Here is a 25,899-nt window from a genome sequence, read left to right on the forward strand (position 1 = left end):
ATCCTGTGGCACGCGCAGCTCGAGCTTGCCGACCCGGGTCACCAAGGTGCGGGTGTAGTAGCCCGAGCGGTAGCCCAGGCGAGCCGAGGTGCGCTCGCCCTTCTCGGCCTGAAGGGCGTCGGTCATCTCGGCTTCGAGCATCTCCTGCATGACGGCACGCACGATCTCGCGCAGGCCGTCCGGGCTTTGGCTGAGAAGGTCCTTGATGGCAGCGGCGGCAGGTTTATCTTTGGCGTTGGTCATGGTGGGGCTCCTCTCGGAGTGCGTGACGTTGAACATCACCATCCTGCCATGACCGCCCCGCTCAGGCGATTTGCAGAACCTTCACCACACTACTTCCCAGGTCTGGTCCGTCTGTCGCGAACCTGGACCAGCTAGCATGTTAGGTCTCGCCATTGCGTAAGACAAGCAACCCTGCCGAACTCGGCTGGATAAGAAGTAGAGCCTTCCAAGTATCGGGCTCAACGGGGCAGCCTTGGATCTGTCTCATGGGCCGCTTCCGAAGAAGTGGCCTCCAGCTGCTAAGAACCTCCGATTAGGGTCATCTAGCGGCGATCCCTTGCTTTCAGGAACGTCCACTGTTTCTGCATTAAGCCGACCTTCGGCTTTCGTCCGGGAAGTGCCAAAACCGGGCATTCTCTGTGATCCAAGCTCGCATGAGTATTTCGCCTGTGGCATCGCGACGGCACGGGTCTTGCCGCTGATCGTGCCTTGGAGCCTCCAGTGCCGGCGTCGGCATCTGGTTTGTTGCGACCGTAGACACCCGCTCCACGTCTGGCGTAGTCCGAAGCGAGCCAGGTGGGTACCTGAGCTATCCCAGTGGGGCCGCTCACCGAACGTACTCTACAGCAAGCGTTCCATGCTTTGTGGAAGACGGACGCAGCGCCGACGTGCCGATATGAGCTCGGGCGCGCCTGAAGCGATACGACCGAGCGAGTACTCTCGAATTAGGCAACACCGGCAAACTTGAAGAAGTCACGGATGGTGACGATCGGGTCGCCATTGTCCAGCAGAACACCATCGGCCGGATCCCAGCCGCGCTGATGCAGATAGGAGTCCCGGTCGAACAACAGCACACCGATAATGGTCTCGCAGACAATGCGGCTGCCCACTTCGCCAAGCGTGTTGCCGTTGGCGCGGACCTCTGCCTCCTTCAGAAGGTAATACCACAGCGGCGTCTTCTCGATGAAACCGCCCTGGTCGAGCGCAGTGTTCGTTGCAGTGGAATTGTCCTTTCGAAGTTCCGCTTCACTCAACGGGACCACGCCCATCGCCTGAGCCACAGCCTGCCCGGTCGGCATGTGGAGCAGATAGCCGCGCACCAGATTGCGCTGAGCCAGGTGCTTGATCAGGGTTTGGAGGGTGCCGGTGAGATTATTGCCCTCATTAACAAGATCAAGGATGGGAGGCGCCAGATGGGTGTCGATCTTGCGGGCGAAGTGGGTCGGATCCGAGCTGCCCTTGTTGTCAAAGCGGTCCCATTCGATGATCCAGTTGAACGGCAGGGTTGGGGCGCCCAGGAACGGATTGTGGGTGATCGCCCCCGCATCGTCACGCTGGAAGCCTGTGCCGGTGAACAGGAAGAGTTGATCGAACGACGCGGACGGCTGCACGACGCCCGGACCGCCGTTGTTCTTGCCGAAGTTGCGGTTGTGATCGTAGGCTCTCCGCACCATGCTGTGACCGAACCGGAAGGCGGCGACCGAGAATTCGAGCGGCATGAACAGCCGCCTTCGATGGGGCGCGTAGAACTTCGGCCCACCAAACAGAACCTTGTCAACAACGCCCGGCATGGTCACCGTCTTGAGGTAGTCGTTGACCACGAGCCACTGATAGTGCCAGCGGACCCGCCGCCGAGCCCGATTGAACAGGCGGTTGCCGGGCCGAAAGCCAACCCCAAAGACCGGGAAGTCAAATCCATCATCGTTCTGCTCCGACGAGAGCCAGTCCACCACACGGTTATGGAATTTGAGAACTGCCAAGTGAAACTGGGCGATGATCAGGTTCTCATCGTTGCGGGCATCGCCGATGAAGGCTCGCGTGCGGAAGCTCGGGTCGTCGCGCTGCTCCTGCGTGAAATCCGTCTCCTGGATCACCCCCGCATCAAGCAGAGGCCCGATCCGGGGCAAATCCCGCTCAAGATCGTCAGCCGGCGGGATTTTGTCGCCCGGAATGCCACCGCCCAGAGGTGTGCCTGGAGGATTGTCTGTGTTGCGGCCGATGCGAAATTTGATGCCGTCGTAGAAGCCGGCGTCCTGGCTCGGGTTTCCGAACGTGGCGGGACCTTCCCCGTACACGCTATCGAGGTCCAGGTTCGGGCGGCGTAAGTTATGCAGATTGGCCGTGACGAATCCGGGATCAAGCGGGGTCAGGTTGGGCTTGGTGATGTCGCTCACGTCGGAGTTGCGGTCGGTGTTGGCGGTCAGGTCGTGATCGATGAACTGGCCCCAATAGGTGTAGACCGGCGGGATGGTGGAGTTCTGCTCGGGCGCTGCCGGCGTCTGCTCTGCCATGGCCGTCCCCAGCGCCCGAAGATCAGCAACGACTTTGGCGGGGTCGGTCGCTGGAAGATGCGCGTCCGGGTCTTTGGCGATTTGAGGGAACAGGTAATCGAACGGTGAGGTCTCGTTTCGTGCGAGAGCCTGAGCAAGACCCGGAGCAACCTTGCGGGCGAGGGTCATGCTCTCGACCTTTTGGTCGAGTTCCTGCTCCTTGGGGCCCTCTTGCTCCAGGATATGGCCGCCGTGCTTCAGAAACAGCATCGCTTCTCTCCGTGCTTGGGATCGTGGAATGGCCCGTCCGCGCAACGCAGACTCTGGAATGAGGCGGTCGAAATGGATCGAGGATGTAAAGCTGCTGGGTACTAAAACAGAGACGCGAAAATGCGATGCGCTATACAGTAGCACAATAACTCCAGCGAAGGTTTCAGATCAAACGCGCAAATGAGTTAGAGCCGAATTTGCTAAGCAAGCGGCACGAGAGTGTTTGAAGAAACCGCAGCAACGGCTATGACGTCCTGGAAGCTGTATCCGAGTGGTTGATTGCCCTCTTTGCGCCAAATTAGGTCCGCTTACGGCCCGTGAGTTCGTGATGCCAGACCACCACCAAGCCTGCTGAAGGTCGCCTTCGGGGCAGGAGCCGAGATTCCCTGCGCTTTCGGAACGTCCGGTTCGATGAGGATTGCTGCCTTCAGGCTTAGGTCTCAGGAGTGCCAAGTGCTGACGCTGTCGTGTAAGAGGGCCGCTTGTTCAGCTTTCGATTCATCTGGCCAAATCCCGATCTGGTCCTGCATGAGAGCGCCTGGGTCCGAGGTGTGTAGTAGTTGATCCGGATCTGCTTTCTGGCACTCGGTCCTAATGTCAGACCGAATGGAGCTAGTAATGCTCTCTTCGCTCCTATCGCCGTAAGTTGACCACGACGACGCCGACGAGGGCCATAGTGCCGCCGATAACGCCGAGCAAAGTCGGCACTTCCCCGAGCCAAACGAACCCGAGAAGCGTGGCGACTGGCGGCACGCAGTACATAAAGTTCGACGCACGGCTGGCCGGCAAGCGCGAGAGCGCGACGGCCCACGTGCCATAGGCAACAAGGCTGGGTACCAGACCGAGATAGATCACAGCCTGAATGCCCGAAGCCGATGCGACTGCAAACTCGGACGCGGCACTGGGCAACCAGGGCGACAGGAACAGAGCGCCAAGCACCATGTTCCAAGCCGAAACCGTCAGCGGCTTGTGCTTGGCGAAGAGCGGCTTCTGCACGATCGTCGTTACTGACGTGCACAGAGCGGCTCCGAGAATGAGCAGAGCCCCAGTGTCGAGGTGGATCCCCTGCCCTTCGCTGAGAGCAATCAAGCCGATGCCTGCAAACGACAGAGTTGTTCCGATCCAAGCGCGGACGCTGAACCGCTCGCCGAGCACGAGCATCGCAAGACCAGCGGTCATGATCGGGTTCGTGTTGATGATAAAGCTAGCCGCCCCGGCCGAGACCGTCTGCTCACCCATGTTCAGAAGAGCCGTATAGAGCGCCACGAAAAGAAAGCCGCCAATTACCAGCCGGAGGAAATCCGACACGGTTGGCCATGCAGGGCGCGTGACTGCGAGAAAGATTGCTGCCGGGATCGCCGCAACGGCAAACCGCAGGGCTCCGAGTTCAATCGGCCCGAAAGCCTGCAAGCCAGCGCGAATGGCCGGGAAGGCTGAAGCCCAAGCCAGGATCGTGACGACGATGGCAGCAGTGGTCACGCCGTCGACGGATTTGCTCTGAGAAGGATAGGCGGCACCGATGCTCATAACGACAACTCTCAAAGGGAAGTGATGGGGCCGGACAATCCTGCCAACTGAGCTGATTGACAATCGAACAATTCGAGGATCAGCTGTGCATATGGATCACAGCTCGCCACCACTGCCACCACTCGATGCTCTGCGCGCCTTTGAGGCCGCAGCCCGCCTCGGCAGCTTCTCGGCGGCGGCGCACGACCTCCACCTCACGCATGGCGCCATCAGCCGACAGGTGGCCAAGCTCGAACACTGGCTAGGCGAGAAGCTCTTTGACCGGCAGGCCCGCGGCGTTGCTCTGACCCCGCAGGGGCAGCGTCTCCATCAACGGACGAGCGAGGCTTTCGCGTTGATTGCCGACAGCTCCGACCGCTGGGTCGAGCGACGGGGCGCAGCTGTCGTCCGCCTTACGACCATTCCGTCGGTCAGCAGTCTGTGGTTGATGCCGCGCCTGAAGGCCTTTGAAAGCGGCAACCCGCCCTTGCGGATTGAGTTCGTCGTGGAGCATCGCAACACCGATCTCGAAGCAGAGGGCATTGACTTGGCCATCCGCTGCGGTCGTGGGAGCCTGCCGGGACGCGTCTCCGTGCGCCTGTTCGAGGAGCAGTGCTTTCCGATAGCCTCGCCCGCCGTAGCCAGTTCCCTCGGAACGGGAGCGCCGGAGCGGATCCTGGACTATCCGCTCGTGCACGACTCCGACGCCTCAGGCTGGCGTACCTGGTTTGCGGCACAAGGGATGGACTATCGTCCTCGGCCGCAGGACCGCCGCTTTGAGGACTACAACCTCGTGCTCGACGCCGCAGCCTATGGCCTCGGTGTGGCCCTGGCCCGTCCGCCGCTAGCCGGCGAGGCGCTGCGCAGCGGGCGCGTCGTCGCAGTCGATCCGCGGATGGCACTCAATCCTGTCTCCTATTGGCTTGACCGGCCCTCAAGCCGGTTGCGGCCGTCCGCGGCAGATCTCGCCCGGCGGATCATGGCGGAGGCGGGCTTGCCCTCCCCTGCGGTCGAAGCATTCTTGAAAACGTAGAACATCCTACGCGTCACGGTCGGAATAGATGCTCTCAAGGGATGAGTTCCGTCAGAATCGGCTGTCAGCCAGCCTGACATAGCTGGTTCTCGGACCTGATGAAGGACCGCTGGGGGTCACCCGGAGAAATTCCCGTCTCCTTCGGAACGTCCGCTTACATAAGGAGCCTGTGTGAAAACGCTGACGAGCCACTCCTCGAAGAAACTTTATGTCTCTTGAGCCTTATTAGGCCGCGAAATTCCCGGTGCAGACGCCAGAACTTGTACAAATATTTCACGCTAGTCGGCCCGGTTCGCGGTTTCACACAGGCTCATAAGGATTGCTGCCCTCGAGCTAACGTCTTGGAAGTGCCACTAGGAGACATTCCGGGCTCAGAGGCGGAATTTTGCGGGTGTCTATGCATGGAACGGCATAACCCTTGCCGCCGCCTCGAGCGTATGACAGGGCGGACGGTGCTGGCCCTTTCTGCCGTGATCACTTCCGGAGGAAGAAGTCGAGCATCATCTCCTGTACGGCCTCGACCATTTGCACGCCGGTCGCGGTCTTGCAGCCGGCGGCGCGGGCGGCTTGCACCAGAGGCGTCAGCCCATGCCCGGCGATGACGTCGCCCACGAACATCGAAGGGGCGAGTGCATTCGCGGGAACGGGCAGCGGGTCGCCGGCAGTCATGCCAAGCGGCGTGGCGTTGCACACCATGTCGCAGCCGGCCGGGTCCGGCGGGCCGACGTTCACGCGGCCACCGCCTTGGCTAGACAGGAGTTCGATCAGGTGGGCGGCGCGAGCTTCGTCGCTGTCGTGGATGATCAGCTCGCGAACCCCCGCCTCAAGCAGCGCGATGGCGATGGCGCTGCCGGCCCCACCGGCCCCGACCAGCAACACCCGCGCACCGTCCGGCTGGGCCCCCGCGTCCGTCTGCGCCTTCACGAAGGCAAGGCCATCGAGCATGTCGCCATGCCACGAACCGTCCGGGTTGCGACGTATCACGCTCACGACCCCCAGCAGCTTTGCCCGCTCGGAGCTGCTGGCACAGAGCCTGAAGGCAGCGAATTTATGCGGCATGGTGATCAGCAGGCCATCAACGTTAGGGACAGGCGTGAGTCCGTGCATGACGTCCTCCAGGTCCGGCTGCGGAACCTGCATGGGCACGCAGATGCCGTTGTGGCCCCGTGCCTCAAACCCGCGGGTCAACGTTTGAGGTGATTTCACGGCGGTGATCGGGTCGCCAAGGATCGGATACAACCGCGTTTCGCCGCTCAGACATTCAAGCATTCGGTGACCTCGGTCTTGCCATGCCGCTAAGCGGGGATGCCATCAGATTACCACCGCAATCGTTTAGATTGGGGATGTGTTTCCGTTGCGCCCTTCGCTCCGGCGCTGCGTTGACCTCGCATGAGGGGCAGCACTTTTCATGATAGTCCGGTGCCGGCCAAGGCGGGCATTGGCCGGCAACACGGGGGCCGGTTCAACCCGCATCGCGGGCTGGCTCTTGCGTTATGGCGTTCGCTGCCGCAGCCTTCAGCGCACGGTGTAACCGCCATCCACTGGGAGAGCGTGGCCGATCACGAAGCTGGAGGCAGGGCTGCACAGCCAGAGAACCGCGTCGGCGATCTCTTCGGGACGACCGAGACGCCCAATGGGCACCTCCTTCATCAGTTCCTTCATGGCTTCGGGCTGCGTTTCCAGCATACCCGTAACCATCGGCGTCTCGATGATGCCGGGGCACACTGCGTTGATCCGGATCCCTCTGGAGGCATATTCGAGCCCGGCGCTCTTGGTCAGCCCGACCACCCCGTGCTTGGAGGCGTGATAGACACCCCGCTCGGCGATGCCGACAAGTCCGCCGAGTGACGAGCAGTTTACGATGGCGCCGCTGCCTTGTTCGCGCATCTGGAGCAGTTCGTACTTCATGCAGTTCCAGACGCCGCGCAGATTGACCCCCATTACGCGGTCATAGTCCTCGGGGTCAGCATCGGCGGTCTCGGCAAGCGGGCTCTGCACCCCGGCATTGTTGAACGCCGCATCCAGACGTCCGAACGTGGAGACGGTTTCCTTTACCATCGCCGCCACCTCATCGATGTCGGCGACATCGCAACGGATGCCGATCACATTATGGCCGGCAGCGACGAGGCCCTCCGCAGCGGACCGGGCCCCATCCTCATCGATGTCAGCCAAAGTGACAGCCGCTCCCGCCTCGGCGAAGGCCTTGGCAGTCGCCAAGCCCATGCCGGAAGCCGCACCAGTGACGAGAGCAACCTTGTTTTTGAAAGACAGGTTCATGGAAGCATTCCTTTTGGCTGCAACAAGCGCGGGAACGATAGCGTTCAGGATCATCCGCGATTAGGTGGTGAAGTTCGCATAGACCCATGTACCCTGCTCATGAATACGGTGTTCCGGGTCGAACCTTTGGTTGCAGGCCTGCGCCGCCATTGACACCTGACGGTCAGTCCCGATGGGCTTTGTGCGAAGCTCGCGCCCAATCCGCTCCTACGGGTTAGGCGACAGCCGCAACAATCGATCCTCCGAGGGACCTTGTGCTCTCGGCGACCTGTTGGTCGTGATGACATAGAGATCCCGTCCGACCGGCATCACGTCCCTGAGCCGGTCGTTCGAGGTGAACACGAGCCTCAAGGCTCCGGCCGCTTCGTCGCATACGTAGAGGCCGCGGCCGACAAGCGCCGTGACAAGCAGTTCCTTCCCAGCGAACGCGATACCGGACGGGGCCCACGTGTCGTTGCCGGATTGAAGCACGGCGGGCTCCATTCCCTGTCGCTTTTCGTCTCCGGAGATCAGCGGCCAGCCATAGTTCGCGCCCGGCCTAATGAGATTGATCTCGTCATGGGCCGACTGTCCATGCTCGGCGACGAAGAGAGCGCCCGCTTCGTTCCACGCCAGTCCTTGTGGATTGCGGTGGCCGTAGGAGTAGACGTACGACCCCCGGAACGGATTGTTCTCCGGCACCTGTCCGTCACGCGTCATGCGCAGGATCTTGCCGGCCAGACTGCCGAGGTCCTGGGGCTGCTGACGGTTCTCCGTCCAACCCGTCGTGACATACAGATGTCCATCGGGACCGATGGCGATGCGTCCGCCATTGTAGAGCCGGTGACCTGGAATTCCCGCAAGCAGCACACGCGTCTCTCGCCACGCCTTGCCATCGAACCGCGCCTCAATGACCTTGTTGGTCAGGCCGGAACCGGAACTGTAGGAGTGGTACAGGTACGCAAGTCCACTCGTCTGGAAGTCCTCCGCGAGTGCCATTCCGAGGAGCCCGCCCCCGCCGTCATGAACGACGGGATCCGAGGTCGCGATCGCGTAGCGGTCCAACCGGCCATTCTCGATCATCACGATATTCCCACCGGCTTCGGTCATCACGATCCGGTTGCCAACCTGGTTGATGTCCCAGGGATAGTTCAGGTCCTCGGTAACGACCTCCACCGACCAGCCTCCGGGCGTCGTTCTTAGGATCGGCCTTGCGCCGGGCTCCTGCGCGAGAGCAACCGGAATGCCGAGGGCATCGGCAAGAGCAAGAAGCGAAAGGGCAACATGCAGACATCTCATCCGGCGTTCTCTCTGGTCATGGGTTGGCTGGGTTTCGCGAAGTGTGGAACGGGCGCAGCAATGGTGGATGCGCCTGGTGATGCGGAGCATCTTGCAGGCTAGGACGGGGGTGCGAAGGCAGTCCGAGTTTCATCATGCTAATTCCCGGTGCTTCCATTGGGCCGTCCACCCAGATACTGCTCGTCCGTGACCTTCTCCATCCAGTCGACGCTCCTGCCGTCGCGCATGTTGGTAATGGCCATGTGGCTCATGCCGTTGCTGGCGGTCGCGCCGTGCCAGTGCTTGATGCCAGGAGGTGTCCAGATGACGTCTCCGGGCCTGATGACCCGCTTTACGCCCCCTTCTTCCTGGACCCAGCCCGTGCCGGACGTGACGATCAGGAGTTGTCCTGCCGGATGGGTGTGCCATGCCGAGCGGGCACCCGGCTCGAACGTGACATGGCCTCCGGTGTTCGAAGTGTGTTCGTTGCTGGGGTAGAGCGGGTCGACCACCACCGACCCCGTGAAATTCGCCTCCGGTCCCTTTGCGGACGGCCGCGAGCCGCCCGGCATGATCTGCATGCTTTCAGCATGGACTGCCGTCGAGGCAATGAGCGCGAGAGAGATGGCCCTTCCGAGGAGATGTCTCATGGTCGTCCTTTCAGTCGCTGGTTTGACGGTGCCGGTTTGCCCACGGCAGCCATTCGCCGCCGAGGCCATGGCCCGAAATCAGCCTTCACGGCCCGCTGTCATGTCGATGACGAAGCGATAGCGCACGTCCTTGTTCACGACCCGCTCGTAAGCTCGGTCGATCTGATCGGGCGTAATCAGCTCGATGTCAGCCTTGATGTTGCGGGTGGCGCAGTAGTCGATGACCGCCTGTGTCTCGGCGATGCCCCCGATCATGGAACCCGCCAGGCTCTTCCGGCCGAAACCCAGCAACATTGTGTTTCGGCGTGCAAGTTTAACCCCGATTGAGGGGTGATCGGCATCCAACTTCGACCCCTCGTGTGTGTGGGCGAAGCTACCTACTCCGAGGCTGGAGCGGGTGGGTCGGGAGATGCTGGTTGTGGAGACGATTGCGCGCATCCGACGCGAGTTCTTCGTCAAGGGTAAGTCGATCAAGGAGATCGTCCGCGAGCTGAAGGCCTCGCGCAACACCGTGCGCAAGGTGCTGCGCTCGGAGGCCACCAGCTTTACCTACCAGCGGAAGATCCAGCCCTTGCCGCAGCTGGGGCGCTGGAGGGACGACCTGGATCGCCTGCTGGTGACCAACGCCAGCAAGGTGGCCCGCGAGCGCCTGACCCTCATTCGAGTCTTCGAGGAGTTACGGGCCCTGGGCTATGAAGGCGGCTACGATGCCGTACGCCGCTACGCCCGGGGCTGGCACCGCGAACGCTCCGCCGCCGTGGATGCCTACGTGCCGCTGATCTTCGCACCGGGCGAGGCCTATCAGTTCGATTGGAGTCACGAGGTCGTCCTGATCAACGGCACGACCGTGGTGATCAAGGTCGCTCATATGCGACTGTGCCACTCGCGCATGCCGTTCGTGCGCGCCTATCCGCGCGAGAGCCAGGAGATGGTCTTCGATGCCCATGACCGGGCGTTCGCTTTCTTCAAGGGCGCATGCCAGCGCGGTATCTACGACAATATGCGCACTGCCGTGGAGGCGATCCTCGTCGGGCGCGAGCGCACCTATAACCGTCGCTTTCTGCAGATGTGCAGCCATTACCTCGTCGAGCCGGTGGCCTGCACGCCGGCCTCAGGCTGGGAGAAGGGCCAGGTCGAGAACCAGGTGGGCCTGGTGCGAGAGCGCTTCTTCACGCCACGGCTGCGGGTCAAGAGCTACGACGAGCTCAACGCCTGGCTGCTTGACCGCTGTATCGCCTTCGCCAAAGCTCACAAGCATCCCGAGTTCCCCGACCAGATGGTCTGGTCCTGCTTTGAGAGGGAGCGGGCGCATCTTGTCCCTTATGCGGGCCGCTTCGATGGCTTCCACGCCATCCAGGCCTCGGTGTCCAAAACCTGCCTGGTTCGCTTCGACAACAACCGATACTCGGTCCTGGCCAGCGCGGTCGGGCGTCCGGTTGAGATCCGCGCCTATGCCGAGCGCATCGAGATCCGACAGGATGGGCGGGTGGTCGGCGAGCACCCGCGCCGCTTTGGCCGGGACCGAGCCGTCTACGATCCCTGGCATTATGTGCCGGTGCTGAGCCGAAAGCCCGGGGCGCTCCGCAATGGGGCGCCGTTCAAGGATTGGGTGCTGCCGTCCGCCCTGGAGCGGGTGCGCCGCAAGCTCATCCCCGTCCCGGACGGGGATCGGCGGATGGTAGCGATCCTCACGGCGGTCTTGAGTGACGGTCTCCCTGCTGTGGAGGCCGCCTGTGCCGAGGCTCTCAGCCAGGAGGTCTACTCGGCCGATGTTGTGCTCAACATCCTGAGCCGCCATCGCGAGCCGGCCCTCCCGATCACGATCATGACCCCGGATGCGCTACGGCTGCGGCATGAGCCAGTGGCCGACTGCGCCCGCTACGACGCCTTGAGGAGGATGGTGCGATGATGGAGCGTTCCGAGATCCTGACCGCCATGGGTCAGTTGAAGCTGTTCGGCATGAGGGCGGCCTTCGATGAGATCGTCACCACTGCCATCAAGCGCTCTCACGAGCCACAGCGCGTCGTGGAGGACCTGCTCACCGCTGAGATTGCCGAGAAGCACGCCCGCTCGATCAAATACCAGATGACGCTCGCCAAGTTGCCCCTGGCGAAGGGCGTCGAGGAGTTCGTTTTTGCCGACACCCCGATCAACGAAACCTTGGTTCGGGATCTGGCCGGCGGCGACTTCCTGACCCACCAGCGCAATGCGGTGCTCATCGGCGGCACTCGAACCGGCAAGACGCATTTGGTGATTGCGATTGCACGGTCGTGTATCCGGGCTGGAGCCCGCGGACGCTTCTACAACGTGGTCGATCTGGTCAACCGGCTTGAAGCGGAGACGCGCTCAGGCCGACAGGGGCGGCTGGCCGAGTACCTGACCCGAATGGACTTCGTGATCCTGGACGAACTTGGATACCTGCCGTTTGCGCTCTCAGGCGGCCAGCTTCTGTTCCATCTGATCAGCCGCCTCTATGAGCAGACCTCGATCCTCGTCACCACGAACCTCGCCTTCTGGGCGACCAGCCGGGGTGGGAGGTCGTCGCCGAGGCCGAGGACGGCCAGCGGGCGGTGGAACTCGCGGGCTCGACCCAACCCGACGTTGCCATCCTCGACTACCAGCTCCCGCTCATGAACGGCATCGAAGCCACCCGGCAGATCCGGGCCTTCCAGCCCCGGACGGAGGTGCTAATCTTCACGATGCACGGGAGTGAGCCGCTGATCCGCGAGCTCCTCGAGGCCGGCGCGCGGGGCTACCTGCTCAAGTCGGATGCCCGGCGTTTCTTGATCGCGGCGGTCGAGGCGTTGGCCCGGCACCAGCCGTTCTTCACGGGACCGGTCTCGGAAACCCTGCTGAGTTCCTACCTCGCCAACAGCCATGCACAGGGAGATGCGCTGTCGTCCAGGGAGCGCGGCGTGGTGCAGCTCATCGCGGAAGGACGCACGAACAAGGAGGTGGCCCAGCTCCTCGGCATCAACCTCAAGACGGTCGAGACCCACCGCGCCGCCGCCATGCGCAAGATCAACGCGCACACGTCTGCCGACCTGGTCCGCTATGCGATCCGCAACAAGATGGTCGAGCCGTAGAACCGGGTCGACGCGCGCCTACCGCGGTATTCGATCCTCCGGCCCGGCGGCTGGATCGGACACGTGCGTGTCCTTGCCATCCGGTGAGCCGAGCAGGGCCGCGAGCCAGCGGGTGTCGGGGTGCTGGGCGCAGAAGGTCAGGACCGCAACCGTGATCGGAACGCCGATGAAGGTTCCGGACAGGCCCCACAGGAAGGTCCACAGGAAGATCGAGAACAGGACCACGAACGGCGACATCGAGAGCGCCGTGCCGGACAGGCGCGGTTCGACATAGCTGCCGACCACCGACTGGATCACGTTGAGGCAGGCGAACACGGCCAGGACTGCCTTCCAACTCTCGAACTCCACCATCGCGAGCAGCGTCGGGAACAGGGTGGCGATGAAGGGACCGATAAACGGGATATAGTTGAGCGCGAAGGCGATGACGCCCCATTCCCGCGCGAGCGGCAAGCCGAAGGCGACCGCGAAGATCCAGACGAGCGCCCCGGTCAGCACGCTCATGAGCGTGCGCACCGCCATGTAGCGCCGGATCCTTGCCGCGGTCTGCGCACTGCCCCTGCTCAGGACATGGACAACGGTGCGGCTGGGCAGAGCCTCGATCTTCCGGGCCGTGCCGTCCACCTCGAGCAGGCCGAGGATCACGTAGATGAGCACGACCACCCAGAAGCTCAGGGTCGTGTTCACCTGGCTCGTCAACTTCTGCATGAGCCCCAGAAGCCAGCCGACATTGAACTGATCGGCCCACAGGCTCGCAACCGCAATGCCCTGCTCCTCGAGCCAGGCCGTCGTCCGGTCGTACAGGGCCTGGAAGCGGCCTATGTTGGCGATCACCCAGCGGGCAACGCGGCCGAAGCCCCAGGCGAGCAGCGAGGCGAAGGCGACGAACGCAGTGACGAGGACCAGGACGCTRGCCGCGAGGGCGAGAAGCCGCGGCATCGAGGCCTGAAGCCGTTTCTGGAGCGGCCACAAGAGGGCGATCAGGAACAGGGCAAAGGCGACGGGCGCGAAGACGGCGCTGGCGACGCTCATCGCGCCGAGCACGACGGTCAGGCCGATCAACCCGATCCCGGCATCCAGGATCCTTGCCCTCGCCATACGGATCCCGTCCCATGCCGTGTCGGTGCGCCATTCGACCAAGCCGGAGGCGGCGAGTCAATCCAGGCCAATCCTGCGGCGGCTGGGGTCAGGGCGAACGTCGCCTCCGGTGTTTCACCGCTCCATCCCAGGGTTTCCCCCAATAGCCAGATCGTCCGGCGGAGGCGAAGCTTCGGGGACGTGCCGCCGGCAACCCAACGCGAGGGAGGGCCCCCAAGGCAGTGGGAGGGCCTCCAAGGCAACGAAAGCCTGCAACACCCCATGCGCCGGCTCGAGGGCGGGATATGAAAAGCAGCACGCGAGACCTGACTGGCAGCACGGAAGTCGTGCCAAAGACCGCGATGCAACGGTTTCTCGACGCCGTCGAACGCGTGGGGAACATGGTTCCCCACCCCGTGGTCATTTTCTTGATCCTCATCGGCATCGTCATCGTGCTCTCCGCCCTGCTCAGCCTGTTCGGAGCGGCCGTCTCCTTCGAGCGCATCAACCCGGACACGCATCAGATCGAGACTGCCACCACAGAGATCCGCAGTCTGCTGACCACGGACGGCATCCGCTTCATGTACTCATCCCTGATCCCGAACTTCATGAGCTTCACCGCGRTCGGCCTCATGATTGTCGCGATGATCGGCGCCGGGGTTGCAGAGGAGTCGGGCCTAGTCACCGCGTTGATCCGGAAACTCGTCATCGTATCGCCGGCCTGGGCGCTGACCTATATCCTCTCCTTCGTCGGGATCATCGCCAGCATCGCGGCCGATGCGGGCTATCTGGTCCTGATCCCGCTCGCAGGCATCGCCTATTTGGCCGTCGGGCGGCATCCCCTGGCTGGCCTCGCGCTGGGTTTCGCTGCCGTGGCCGGCGCTTTTACCGTCAACATGCTGATCAAGCCGCTCGATGCCGTGCTCGTCGAATTCACCAATGACGCGGCTCATCTTGTCGATCCCAACCGTTCCATCGGCCTTGCCTCGAATGTCTGGTTTTCCTTCGCTTCCGTGCTGTTCCTCACTGTTATCATCGCCTTCATCACGGACCGCATGATCGCACCCCGCCTGGGAACCTACGATCCAAAGCTGGCCGCGGAAGGAACCACGACGGAGCAGGGCGCCGAGCTTTCCGAGCAGGAGTCGCGCGGCCTGCGTTTCGCCGGCATTGGGATGCTTGGGCTGATCGCGGTCTTCTGCCTGCTGACCATTCCCTCGGGAGCGCCGCTGCGGAATCCCGAGACCCGGGAACTCATCGGCAACTCGCCCTTCATGAACGGGCTGATCGCGCTGATCATGCTGATGTTCCTCGTGACGGGCTGGGCCTACGGCGTCGGGGCGGGTACACTGAAGACGCTGCCCGAGGTGATCGCCGCGATCGAGAAGTCGATCAAGAGCCTCGGCGGCACGATCTTCCTATTCTTCGTGCTGAGCCAGTTCGTCGCCTACTTCACCTATACCAACATGGGCACGGTGATGGCGCTCAGCCTGTCGGGCGCTTTGCAGGCCGCGAATATCGGTGCCCTGCCGCTGCTGCTCGGCTTCATCATCGTCGTCGCGATCATCGACCTGCTGCTGACCGGCGCCATCGCCAAATGGGCGATTTTCGCTCCGGTCTTCGTGCCGTTGCTCATGAAGCTCGGCGTCGAGCCGGAGGCGGTGCTCGCAGCCTATCGCGTCGGCGACTCGCCGATGAACGCGATCACGCCCCTGAACGCCTATTTCGCCCTCGTAGTCGGGTTCGCGCAGAGATACGACCGGTCCGCAGGCGTCGGCACCGTCGTATCGCTGATGCTGCCTTACGTCGTGTGGATGTTCATTCTCTGGACCGCCCTCTTCGCCATGTGGCAGATGCTCGGCCTCCCTTGGGGGGTGTGAGCTGATGCCGATGGTCGCCGGACGCGCTGGGTTAAGGCGATCGCAAGCAACGGAATGAGACAATGAGCAACTCTGCGCTTCCCCTCGATGTCGCCGCTGCGGAAGATCACCTGATGCGGTTCCTGTCCGTTGAGGGCGTGACTGGGCACGAAGCCCAGATCGCCGCGGCCGTCTCCGAGGCGCTCCGGAAGGCGGGCGTCCCGGCTTCCGCGATCCGCTTCGATGAAGCCCACAAGCGCATTCCCATCCCGACGGAAACGGGGAACCTGATCGTCGACCTGCCTGGAACCCGGCCAGGGCCGCGGCTCCTGTTCTCGACCCATCTCGATACGGTGCCGCTCTGTGCCGGCGCGAAGCCGAGGCGCGAGGGTGATCGCATCGTTTCGGACGGCACCACAGCCCTCGGTGGGGACAATCGCACCGGATGCGCGGTTCTCGTCATCCTTGTGGAGACGCTCCTGAAGCACGACCTTCCTCACCCGCCCATCACGCTGCTCTTCACGGTTCGCGAGGAAAGCGGACTGCACGGCGCGCGCGAGCTCGACCCGGCCGAGCTCGGCGGCGCGGTGATGTGCATCAATGTCGACGGCCAGGACCCGTCGGACCTGATCGTCGGCGCGGTCGGCCAGGAGAATTGGGAGGTCGAGATCAGGGGCAAGGCCTCGCATGCGGGTGTGGCGCCAGAGAGGGGCATCTCGGCGACCCTTGTCGGCGCTGTCGCACTCACCGAATCGAAGCGTGAAGGATGGTTCGGCAAGGTCGTGAAAACAGGCGGCAATGGCACCAGCAACGTCGGCATCTTCGGCGGCAAGGATGGCAAGGCCGCCGGGGACGCGACGAATGTCGTGACCGACTACGTCTTCATCAGGGGAGAATCCCGCAGCCCGACATCCGCATTCGCAACGGCGATCGCAAAAGGCTTTGAACAGGCCTTTCAGAGGGCCAAGGACGAAGTGAAGGATCATGAGGGCGAAACGGCCGCCGTGACCTTCACGCACGAGCCGTCCTACCCGCCGTTCAACCTGGATGAGCGCGCGCCCGTTGTGCGGCGCGCGGCCAGGGCGATGACCATGCTCGGTCTCAAGCCCAACTACCTGTTCTCGAACGGCGGTCTCGACGCCAACTGGCTCGACCAGCACGGCGTTCCCACCGTCACCATCGGCGCGGGCCAGGCGGAGATCCACACCATCAAGGAATACGTGAACCTGCCGGAATTCGCGATGGGGTGCCGCCTCGCCCTGCTGTTGGCCACGATCGAGGATTAGGGTGGCGCACGCATCAAGCCACCCGACCCTGGTACGACCGTCCGGGCGTGCCTCCGGACGGCCTCACGAGGAGACTGGCGAGTGAGTCCCCTTGCAAATATCGCCATCATCATCGCCCTGGCGGTCGTCCTGTTCATCTGGAACAGGCTGCCGGTCGTCATCGTCGCCATGGCGACGGCGCTGGCGCTGTGGGCGACGCAGATCCTCACGCTAGGCCAGGCACTGGGCGGCTTCGGCGATCCCGCCGTGATCTTCATCGCCTGCCTCTTCGTCGTCAGTGCGGGTCTCGAGACGACCGGCGTCACGGCCTGGGCCGGACAGCTCCTGATCCGGGGTGCCGGTAAGGAGAGCCGGACGCGCCTCCTCCTTCTCACCATGGGCTTCGTGGCCGTGCTCACCGCGATGATCAGCGTCAACGGCGCGGTGGCCGCCCTGTTGCCGGTCGTGGTCGTCATGGCGGTCCGTCTCAGTCGCAAGTCCTCGCAGCTCCTGATGCCCCTCGTCTTCTCCGCTCATGCCGGGTCGATGCTTGCGCTCACCGGCACGCCAGTGAATGTCCTCGTCTCCGAGGCGGGGCTCGAGGCGGGTGTCGGCGGGTTCAGCTTCTTCGAATTCACCCTTGTGGGCATTCCCCTGCTCGTGGGAACCATGGCCATCATCATTCTCTTCGGCGAACGGCTTCTGCCCCAGCGCAACGGCGCCAAGATGCCGACCGATCTCAGTCAACATGCCAGGACGCTGGTTGAGCAATACGGATTGGCTGACGGCATCTTCCAACTGCGCGTGCGCGCGACCTCGCCCTATGTCGGCCTTTCCCCATCGCAGATTGATCTCCCAGCGTTCCCAGGACTGCAACTCGTTGCCATGCAGGACGGCGAGAGTGCCGCCCCGCTGCGCCGGCCCGTGGGGGACGGCGACCACATGCTCGTGCGCGGGACAGCCGAAGCGGCCGCCATGCTCGCCAAGCGGATGCATCTCTCGTTTCGCGAGGACACGGCGTCGGACCAAGGCGAGGAAACCCTGTTCAACCGTCGCTCCGGCCTGGCCGAGGTGGTGATCCCGCCGCGCTCTGGGCTCATCGGACAGACCATGTTTCCGGGAATGGTCACCGACAGCGGCGACCTCATCGTTCTCGCCGTGCAGCGGGCCGGAGCCGAGGTGGATGCCGGCACCCCGAATTCCAGCCGCGACGGAATGGCGCTGCGCCCTGGGGACACCCTGCTGCTCCAGGGAACCTGGAAGGCTCTCGATCTCCACCTCAATGATCCGGACGTGCTGGTCGTTAATTCGCCCGAGCTGGTGCGGCGCCAGGCGGTGCCCCTCGGGCCGGGAGCATACCAAGCGATTGCCGTCCTGGCCGGCATGGTGATCCTGCTCGCAACCGGGCTCGTGCCGCCCGCCGTCGCGGGCCTTCTCGCTGCCGGTGCCATCGTTCTGTCCCGGATCCTGAGGGTCGAGCAATCCTATCGCGCCATCGATTGGACGACGGTGATCCTCGTCGGCGCACTGATGCCGCTGTCGACAGCCATGGTGGCGACCGGGGCCGCCCAGCTCATGGCTGAGGGTCTTGTCGGGCTGATCGGCGATGCCGGCCCCCTTGCCCTGCTCGCCGGCCTCTTCGTGCTCACCGCCATCATGGGCCAGTTGATCAGCAATACTGCGACCGCTCTGATCGTCATCCCCATCGGAATGGCGGCCGCCACGAGCATGGGCGTCTCGCCCCGTCCCGTTCTCATGAGCACCGCGGTGGCCGCGGCCGGGGCCTTCCTGACCCCCATCGCGACCCCCACGAATCTGATGGTCATGGGTCCGGGAGGCTATGCGTTCAGCGATTACTGGAAGTTGGGACTGCCCCTGCTCCTCTGGTTCTTCGTCGTGTCGGTCTTCCTCGTGCCGCTGATCTGGCGGTTCTGACCGCCCCTCGACGTTTCGGCATCGGCCAATTGAGGCGTTCAGGCTTCTTCTCCATGCGGTGGCCGTCCCAAAACCGTCCCGGGGTCTCCTTCGGGCAACGCAGGCACGCGGCTTCAACCCAGGCGGGCCTCCGGTCCCTGGCACGGCCAGGCACACTGCGGCCTCGGGTGTTTCCCCACCCTGAATCGGGGTTTTCCCCAATAGCCAGATCAGCCGTCTGGGGCGAAGCTCCGGAACCGTCCCGTGAGCGGACCGAACGCAAGAGCGCCACCTCGGTGCTCGCGCAGTCGTCTGGGACGGGTTCAAGGTTGCCGCCTCGGATCATCCGTCGGGACCATGCCGCTGGCAGCCAGACATCAGGAGAATGCCATGCGGTTCGGTCCCAGCATCTCGGCCTCCATTCTATACGGGCTAGGCTGGATCCTGCTTGGTGTTGCCGCCCTGATGGCCGTTCTCGCGATCCTGGCATTCGCTGGTTTCGTGACGCTGCCGATCTCGATCCGCACGGACCTGATCGGAGCGATGGTCTGTGCCGGACTGGGGATCCTGTCCCGCCTCCTAGCCCGCAGGTTCGAAGGAGCCACCAATCCGGGATGAAGCCCTGCCGGGTCCATGACGGCGTGGCTGCGGCAAGCCATGAATCTCGCACCAAACGGCCCGCGGAAATCACGAATGGTTCGGGGTCGTGCCCCAGACCGCAGTGGAGGCCAGATGAAAGGATCGGTCGCAATGCCGGGGATGATGACGACCAAGAACCTGAGGCACGCTTCCGCCCGGTTGCTCATGATGGCTGGCGTCCTGACCATCGGATGGTTCCCGACAGCCGTGGCGCAGCCCCAGCCGACGTCTCAGCCCGGCAACACTGCAACCCTCTTCGAGAACGTCCGGATCTTCGACGGAAAGAGCGCAACGCTGTCGGCTCCCTCACGCGTTCTAGTGCGGGGCAATGCCATCGAGCGCATCTCCGCGGACCTGATCGATGTCGGAGGCGATACTGATGTCCAGCGCATCGAGGCGGGCGGGCGCGTGCTGATGCCAGGACTCATCGATGCCCATTGGCATGCGTTCATGGCCGCCACGCCCCAGGCGGTCCTGCTGACCGGCGAGCCATCCTATCTCCACCTGCTGGCCGCCCGCCAAGCCGAGGCGACCCTGATGCGCGGCTTCACGACCATCCGCGACATGGGCGGGCCGGTGTTCGGGCTCAAGCGCGCCATCGACGAAGGCGTCGTGATCGGCCCGCGGATCTACCCGTCCGGTGCCTTCATCTCCCAGACCTCCGGTCACGGTGACTTCCGCTTCCCCTTCGAATTGCCGCGCAGGCCGGGCGGACCGCTGAGCTACACCGAGCTTCAAGGGATTTCCGCCATCGCGGACAGCCCTGATGAGGTCAGGCTGCGGGTGCGGGAGCAACTGCGGATGGGCGCGAGCCAGATCAAGCTCATGGCCGGCGGCGGCGTCAGCTCCCCGCCCCATAACCCGATCGAGTCGACCCAGTACACGGAAGCGGAGTTGCGGGCCGCGGTCGAGGCCGCCGAGGACTGGGGCACCTATGTCGCCGTCCATGCCTACCAGCCGCGTTCGATCCAGCGGGCCATTCGCGCCGGCGTCAAGGTCATTGAGCACGGACAGCTCGCCGACGAGGAGACCGTCCGGATGATGGCCGAGAAGGGCATCTGGTGGAGCCTGCAACCCCTATCATACGGCCTGCACATGTCTGAACACATGCCGACTGCGTCAAGGGCTCGGGCGACACAGGTGTTCGAGGGCACTGACAACGCCTTCAGACTCGCGCGGCAATACAACGTCAGGACGGCCTTCGGTTCCGATATCCTCGGCGATCCCGCCGCCGCGAGCCAACAGGGCGCTGCCTTGGCCATGCTGGCCCGCTGGAACACGCCCGCTGAGGCGCTCAGGATGGCGACGGCGAACAATGGTGAGCTGATGGCTCTTTCGGGCTTTATCAATCCCTATCCCGGCAAGCTCGGCGTCGTCGAGGAAGGAGCGTTGGCGGACTTGCTGCTGGTCGACGGCAATCCCTTGGAAAACCTCGATCTAGTTGCGGACCCGGACAGGACCTTCCTCGTCATCATGAAGGATGGCAGGATCTACAAAAATGCGCTCCCCAAGTGAGACCCCGTCCACGGGGCCACCCCCCGGGCCGGTCCAAGTAGGGACGGCAGGTTCCGACGGGGCATTCAGACCGAACCTCCGTGGGTCGATCTTAGCCGGGTTGCGCCGCCTCGTCATCGCGGGACTCCGTTTCCTGTTCTGGATCGTGCTCATCACGTGGAGCGCCTTGGCCATCCACTACTCGAACTTGCCGTGGGCCGGGCTGCGCACTGGATTGGCGGCGGCCTTCGCGGCGTTTGCAGTCTGGGGTCTCTGGCTGTCGCGTCGACGCCACATGCCCGCGGTCGTGGTCGTGCTGTTCCTCGGGGTGGTGGCGTGGTGGATCGCCATCCCGCCCTCGCACAATCGGCCTTGGCGGCCGGAAGTCGCGGTGATGCCACGGGCGGTAATCGACGGCGATCGCGTGCGGCTCACGGGCGTGCGCGACTTCGACTACCGCAGCCGGAATGACTTCACTGTGCGTTACGAGGATCGGGACGTGCTGCTGTCCCACCTGATGGGACTCGATTTCTACGTGACGTATTGGAGCGAGGGACTGGTCGGGCACACGTTCGTGAGCTTTATCTTCGACAACGCGCCGCCGCTGAGCATCTCAATCGAGACGCGCCCGGAGGTCGGCGAGGGCTTCAATCCTCTCGCTTCGATGTTCAAGCAGTTCGAGCTGATCTACGTGGTGGGTGATGAACGTGACCTCGTCGGCGTGCGCGCCAACCACCGCCGGGAGACGGTGTATCTCTACCGCCTCAATACTTCGGCCGAAGCTGCGCGCCGTCTCCTGCTGGTCTATCTGGAGCGGATCAACGAGCTCACCGATCGCCCAGAATGGTACCACCTGCTGAGCAACAACTGCACGCTCAACATCATTCGCTACGCCAACGCGGCCGGTCGGGAGGGCCGGTTCGACATCCGCCATCTCTTCAATGGCCTGATCGACAGCTACCTTTACCACTCGGGTCGGGTGGACACGACGCTGCCGTTCGAGGAGTTGCGGCGGCGCTCCCTCATCAACGAGGCGGCGCAGGCGACTGACGGCGCACCGGATTTCTCGCAGCGCATCCGCGCGGCCCTACCGACGGGGCCGCATTGATACCTGCCCGCCCTCTGCGTCGATGCTTGCAGGTCAGCACGCGTCGACAGCAACATCCGGTTTGAGCAATCGTCATGATCATCGGGTCCCGCGAAGCGACTGAACATCAGCATGGTTCCGGCCCGCCGTCGGGGCCGCATCCCTGGCTTTCCCCGTTGATCGATCCGCGCTTCGGGGATGCCGAGGACGATATTGCCAGCACCAAGAGTCGATCCCTCCTTGCCATCGGCGGACGTCTACTAGCGGAGATCAGCCTTCCGAAGCTCGTCGTAGCTTGGGTCATGCTCATAGGCCTTCCCGCCGTCCTACTGGGCCTTGCCCCTCTCATTCTGCTGGGATGGGGCGCCAGGATATCCGGGAAGTTCACGACAGGGTTCGCAGGGATCTCGTCGCTCCTGATCACGATCGGCCTGATTGTCCTTGCCTGGGTCGGCGGCAAGCCGCTGCTGCGTGGGGCGGAGCAAGGCTTCTGGTCCCTGAATGCCTTGGCCGTGCAGCCGGTTTATGCCTTGTTCCGGGAGGGGCTAAGGCATCTGGTCGGGCGGCTGATCCCGGGCGCCGGGCCACGCCGGCGGGTGCACCTCTACGCCGCGGCCGCCATCGGTGGCGGCATCCTGGTGAGCGCCCTGTCCTTCTGGTTCGTCCAGCTCGCCTGGCCCGCCACGCGATGGATCGGTGAGGCGGGAGACGTCTTGGCGCCCCAAAGGCTGATCGTCCCTGCATTTGCGAATGCTGTCGTCATCATCGGATGCTATGTCATGGGTGCCGCCCTCGTGTGGGCGTTCGCAGATGCCACCCTAGGGCGGCCGATCGACCTCATAACCTTCGCCGACGTGCCATCCGAATCCCGGACCTGGCGCGTCGCACACCTTTCCGATCTCCATGTCGTCGGGGAGCGGTACGGCTTCCGGATCGAGAGCGGCCGGACCGGACCTCAGGGCAACGGAAGCCTTCACGATGTTTTCGACCGCCTCGAAGCCCTCCACCTGGAGCAGCCGTTGGACCTCGTCCTGATCACCGGCGACATGACGGATGCCGGTCGGTCAGCAGAATGGGCCGAATTCCTGGATGTCGCCGCAGCACACCTGGGTTTGGCCGAGCGCCTGTTGATCCTTCCCGGCAACCACGACGTGAACGTCGTCGACCGCGCCAATCCGGCCCGTCTCGAGCTGCCGACGAGCCCCGGGAAGCGCCTGCGCCAGATGCGCACGCTTTCCGCCATCGCGGCCCTCCATGGTGACAGGACGTTGTGCTACGACTCTGAGACGGGCCGCTTTGGCCCCACTCTCACGGAGAGACTGGCTCCCTACCGCAACGATATCGAAGCCTTTGCCGATAGCGGAGGGTTGCGCCAATCGCTCCGACTGGCCCGGATCTGGGACGAGGCTTTCCCGATGATCGTCCCGCCGACGACGGACGATGGCCTTGGCGTCGTGCTCCTCAACTCGAATGCCGAAGCGCATTTTTCCTTCACGAATGCACTGGGCATGATATCGGCCCTTCATGCTCAGGCCCTCAAGGCTGCCATGAGGCAATTCCCGCGCGCCGGCTGGATCGTCGCGCTCCATCACCATCTTGTGGAGTATCCCACGCCGGCCCAGGCGTTTTCCGAGCGCATCGGGACAGCCCTCGTCAACGGATCCTGGTTCGTGCGGCAACTCCGGCCGCTGGCCGGGCGTCTGGTGGTGTTCCACGGCCACCGGCACACCGACTGGATCGGACAGTGCGGCGGCGTCCGGATCGTCTCCGCCCCCTCGCCCGTCATGGGACCGGCGAAGGACGGCAAGGTCTCGTTCCTCGTTCACACGCTTGCGGTTGATGGTGAGGACTTGCTCCTTGCGGCACCAGAGCGGATCGAGGTGGAGCTTTCGGGCAGTCAGGGCTGAGTCGATCCCCGGCGATGGTCGTCCGCGACGCGATCCGGCCCATCCGCCTGGTTCGGCGGTTCGAGCAGAAGAGCCAGCCAGCAGGTCGATGGTTCCTTGGCACAGAACGTGACGGGGGCGACCGCGATCGGGGCACCCATGAAGGTTCCCGGCAGGTCCCAGAGGAATGTCCAGAGAAAGATCGAGCACAGGACCACGAACGGCGACATGGCCAGGGCACTGCCCGAGAGGCGGGGCTCGATGTAGCTCCCGACCACGAGTTGGACCGTGACGAGCAGGGTTGGGAACAGGGGCCACAACGGAAGGTCCACTAATGGGATGGACCGGGCGTGCTTACCGGCGCACCCTTCATGAGGGGCGCCCCAGCACGAGGATCTGAGCCATGSCCACAGCTCCGCTTCAGCCCGTTGCCACCCTTGGGATCGACATCGGCAAGAACAGCTTCCACCTCATCGGCCTGGATGCGTGTGGCGCCATCGTCCTGCGCCAGAAGCTCTCGCGTGGGCAAGTTGAAGCTCGGCTGGCCAACATGCCGGCGTGTCTGATCGGCATGGAAGCCTGTGTTGGCGCCCATCATCTCAGCCGCCAACTTCTGGCCCTGGGCCACGACGTGAAGCTGATCCCGGCCCAGTTCGTGACGCCCTTCCGCAAGAGCCACAAAAATGACTTTCGCGACGCTGAGGCGATTGCCGAAGCCGTCCTGCGGCCGACCATGCGGTTTGTGCCCACCAAGACGGTCGAGCAGCTTGATCTGCAAGCCCTGCATCGGGTCCGATCACGCCTGGTGGGGCAGCGCACGGCGGTAATCAACCAGATCCGCGCCKTCCTGCTGGAGCGCGGCATCGCCGTKCGCCAGGGGCTGCGTTCGCTGCGGCAGGCGCTGCCTGACATCCTGGCCAAACGCACCGATGTGCTCACGCCGCGCATGGTGCACCTGAGCGAAGGCCTGATGCAGGACTGGCATCATCTCGACGAGCGCATCGATGCTGTCACCGAGGAGATCGAGGTGCTCGTGGCCGCTGACGAAGCCTGCCAGCGTCTGATGAGTGTGCCAGGAGTGGGACCGATCATCGCCAGCGCCATGGTCGCCGCTATTGGCAACGGTGCCGCCTTTAGCCGAGGCCGCGACTTCGGCGCCTGGCTCGGGCTGGTGCCGAAGCAGACCTCGACGGGCGACCGCACGATCCTGGGCCGCCTGTCCAAGCGCGGGAACAGCGACCTGCGCTCCTTGTTGATCCAAGCCGCCCGCGTGCTGCTGCTTTGGCCGGCCAAGTGGCGCCAGCACAGTTTCGGGAACTGGCTCACAGCCGCTTCGACCCGTCTGCACCACAACGTGCTGGCGGCAGCTCTGGCCAACAAGCTGGCGCGGATTGCCTGGAGCGTGCTGAGCCAGAACCGCACCTATGAACCACGAACAGCGGCTGTGAGGGGCTAAGGGCGATCCCGCCCCTCTACTACCACTAGCCGATTAGAACCCGCCGAGGTCTGCGAGAGGAAGACGAGATGGAGAACGGTCGCGCCGTCGTATCTGTGCTCTGGTGACCCTGATGGCCGTAAAGGGCCGATCTGCTGATGAGAACAGATGCGCGCGGAGATCCATGATGGCCAGGAGTTCGCCTCCGCACGGGCCGGATCCATGAGCGCAAGACCACCCTCACCATCGCGAAAAGCCTCTTGCGACGCAAAGCCTCTTGCGACGCACGGCCGGTCCATACAAAGGGGTCAAACTGAGTAGTAGCGGATGTTGGTGCGAAGGTCCGCTCATCCCAGCAGTGCAGAAGTACGGCGAAGGTCGGCCCCGTGCCATATGTATGGTCCGGCCGTGCGTCGCAAGATGATGTTGGCAGAGTGACGAACGTGAGAGCTGCATCAATGTATTCGGCCTCAGGGTGGAGCCTCAGCTCCGGGCCATCATGGGTATCCGCGCGCATCCAGGACTCGCTACCGGAAAGACCTCTGTGGGCCAAAATGGCACCCAGTCTTGTGGTTGCGCCGGGCAGACCGTTCGTCCATCTCTTCCTTCATCTCGCAGACCTCGGCGGGAAACTGCTGGTTATCTGACGGATGTCATTGTCCGACCCTCAGGGTT

20 protein-coding genes and 2 pseudogenes are annotated in these 25,899 nt (G+C 63.6%); 12 read left to right on the forward strand and 10 right to left on the reverse strand.

From position 1 onward, the window contains the following. The 3 genes from ACXJKO_RS17490 to ACXJKO_RS17500 form a co-directional block, all read right to left on the reverse strand. A partial coding sequence (locus tag ACXJKO_RS17490; RefSeq protein WP_457092366.1) for a transposase occupies positions 1-243 on the reverse strand: 243 nt, incomplete at its 3' end. Between the two features lie 704 nt (positions 244-947). After that, on the reverse strand, positions 948-2,762 hold the full coding sequence (locus tag ACXJKO_RS17495) for a peroxidase family protein (RefSeq protein ID WP_457092367.1): 1,815 nt from the start codon (positions 2,760-2,762) through the stop codon (positions 948-950). A 633-nt stretch (positions 2,763-3,395) separates the two neighbouring features. Then, positions 3,396-4,289: a DMT family transporter gene (locus ACXJKO_RS17500; protein WP_457092368.1), complete on the reverse strand. Its 894-nt coding sequence runs from the start codon at positions 4,287-4,289 to the stop codon at positions 3,396-3,398. 91 nt (positions 4,290-4,380) lie between these two features. On the opposite strand from ACXJKO_RS17500, the gene ACXJKO_RS17505 reads away from it, so the two are divergent. After that, on the forward strand, positions 4,381-5,301 hold the full coding sequence (locus ACXJKO_RS17505; RefSeq protein WP_457092369.1) for a LysR substrate-binding domain-containing protein: 921 nt from the start codon (positions 4,381-4,383) through the stop codon (positions 5,299-5,301). A gap of 474 nt (positions 5,302-5,775) precedes the next feature. Here the strand turns inward: ACXJKO_RS17505 and ACXJKO_RS17510 are convergent, their stop codons facing one another. The 5 genes from ACXJKO_RS17510 to ACXJKO_RS17530 all read right to left on the reverse strand — a co-directional run bounded on the left by ACXJKO_RS17510 (position 5,776) and on the right by ACXJKO_RS17530 (position 9,740). Continuing rightward, complete coding sequence (locus ACXJKO_RS17510) at positions 5,776-6,570, reverse strand: shikimate dehydrogenase family protein (RefSeq protein ID WP_457092370.1); 795 nt, start codon at positions 6,568-6,570, stop codon at positions 5,776-5,778. Between the two features lie 246 nt (positions 6,571-6,816). Then, on the reverse strand, positions 6,817-7,578 hold the full coding sequence (locus tag ACXJKO_RS17515; protein ID WP_457092371.1) for a glucose 1-dehydrogenase: 762 nt from the start codon (positions 7,576-7,578) through the stop codon (positions 6,817-6,819). Between the two features lie 207 nt (positions 7,579-7,785). Beyond that, positions 7,786-8,856: a PQQ-dependent sugar dehydrogenase gene (locus ACXJKO_RS17520; protein WP_457092372.1), complete on the reverse strand. Its 1,071-nt coding sequence runs from the start codon at positions 8,854-8,856 to the stop codon at positions 7,786-7,788. Between the two features lie 137 nt (positions 8,857-8,993). Next, entirely contained in the window at positions 8,994-9,485 is a 492-nt protein-coding gene (locus ACXJKO_RS17525) for a (R)-mandelonitrile lyase (RefSeq protein ID WP_457092373.1), read from the reverse strand. 78 nt (positions 9,486-9,563) lie between these two features. After that, on the reverse strand, positions 9,564-9,740 hold the full coding sequence (locus ACXJKO_RS17530; RefSeq protein WP_457092374.1) for a hypothetical protein: 177 nt from the start codon (positions 9,738-9,740) through the stop codon (positions 9,564-9,566). Positions 9,741-9,894: 154 nt separating this feature from the next. Between ACXJKO_RS17530 and istA the strand changes: the two are divergent. From istA to ACXJKO_RS17545, 3 genes and pseudogenes are all read left to right on the forward strand, one after another. Beyond that, positions 9,895-11,464: pseudogene (istA, locus tag ACXJKO_RS17535) on the forward strand (IS21 family transposase). Then, positions 11,394-11,999: pseudogene (locus ACXJKO_RS17540) on the forward strand (ATP-binding protein); the annotation flags it as partial. The pseudogenes istA and ACXJKO_RS17540, both read left to right, overlap by 71 nt. Before the next feature lie 56 nt (positions 12,000-12,055). Continuing rightward, positions 12,056-12,571, forward strand: a complete 516-nt coding sequence (locus ACXJKO_RS17545; RefSeq protein WP_457092375.1) for a LuxR C-terminal-related transcriptional regulator — start codon at positions 12,056-12,058, stop codon at positions 12,569-12,571. An 18-nt stretch (positions 12,572-12,589) separates the two neighbouring features. Here the strand turns inward: ACXJKO_RS17545 and ACXJKO_RS17550 are convergent, their stop codons facing one another. After that, complete coding sequence (locus ACXJKO_RS17550; RefSeq protein WP_457092385.1) at positions 12,590-13,672, reverse strand: AI-2E family transporter; 1,083 nt, start codon at positions 13,670-13,672, stop codon at positions 12,590-12,592. Positions 13,673-13,950: 278 nt separating this feature from the next. Between ACXJKO_RS17550 and ACXJKO_RS17555 the strand changes: the two genes are divergently transcribed. The 7 genes from ACXJKO_RS17555 (at position 13,951) to ACXJKO_RS17585 (ending at position 23,810) form a co-directional block, all read left to right on the forward strand. After that, complete coding sequence (locus tag ACXJKO_RS17555; protein WP_457092376.1) at positions 13,951-15,525, forward strand: AbgT family transporter; 1,575 nt, start codon at positions 13,951-13,953, stop codon at positions 15,523-15,525. A gap of 62 nt (positions 15,526-15,587) precedes the next feature. Then, positions 15,588-16,790: a M20/M25/M40 family metallo-hydrolase gene (locus ACXJKO_RS17560; RefSeq protein WP_457092377.1), complete on the forward strand. Its 1,203-nt coding sequence runs from the start codon at positions 15,588-15,590 to the stop codon at positions 16,788-16,790. An 81-nt stretch (positions 16,791-16,871) separates the two neighbouring features. After that, entirely contained in the window at positions 16,872-18,704 is a 1,833-nt protein-coding gene (locus tag ACXJKO_RS17565; protein ID WP_457092378.1) for an SLC13 family permease, read from the forward strand. 369 nt (positions 18,705-19,073) lie between these two features. Beyond that, entirely contained in the window at positions 19,074-19,301 is a 228-nt protein-coding gene (locus tag ACXJKO_RS17570) for a hypothetical protein (protein WP_457092379.1), read from the forward strand. 114 nt (positions 19,302-19,415) lie between these two features. Beyond that, entirely contained in the window at positions 19,416-20,837 is a 1,422-nt protein-coding gene (locus tag ACXJKO_RS17575) for an amidohydrolase family protein (protein ID WP_457092380.1), read from the forward strand. Beyond that, complete coding sequence (locus ACXJKO_RS17580) at positions 20,821-21,924, forward strand: Lnb N-terminal periplasmic domain-containing protein (protein WP_457092381.1); 1,104 nt, start codon at positions 20,821-20,823, stop codon at positions 21,922-21,924. The genes ACXJKO_RS17575 and ACXJKO_RS17580 overlap by 17 nt, the downstream gene beginning before the upstream one ends. Before the next feature lie 74 nt (positions 21,925-21,998). Beyond that, entirely contained in the window at positions 21,999-23,810 is a 1,812-nt protein-coding gene (locus ACXJKO_RS17585; protein WP_457092382.1) for a metallophosphoesterase family protein, read from the forward strand. Here the strand turns inward: ACXJKO_RS17585 and ACXJKO_RS17590 are convergent. After that, positions 23,801-24,109, reverse strand: a complete 309-nt coding sequence (locus ACXJKO_RS17590; RefSeq protein ID WP_457092383.1) for an AI-2E family transporter — start codon at positions 24,107-24,109, stop codon at positions 23,801-23,803. The genes ACXJKO_RS17585 and ACXJKO_RS17590 overlap by 10 nt on opposite strands. An 83-nt stretch (positions 24,110-24,192) precedes the next feature. On the opposite strand from ACXJKO_RS17590, the gene ACXJKO_RS17595 reads away from it, so the two are divergent. Beyond that, positions 24,193-25,245 (forward strand): IS110 family RNA-guided transposase, encoded by a 1,053-nt coding sequence (locus ACXJKO_RS17595; protein WP_457092384.1) that lies wholly within the window; start codon positions 24,193-24,195, stop codon positions 25,243-25,245. Positions 25,246-25,899 lie beyond the last annotated feature (654 nt).

The organism is Microvirga sp. P5_D2 (assembly GCF_054049475.1).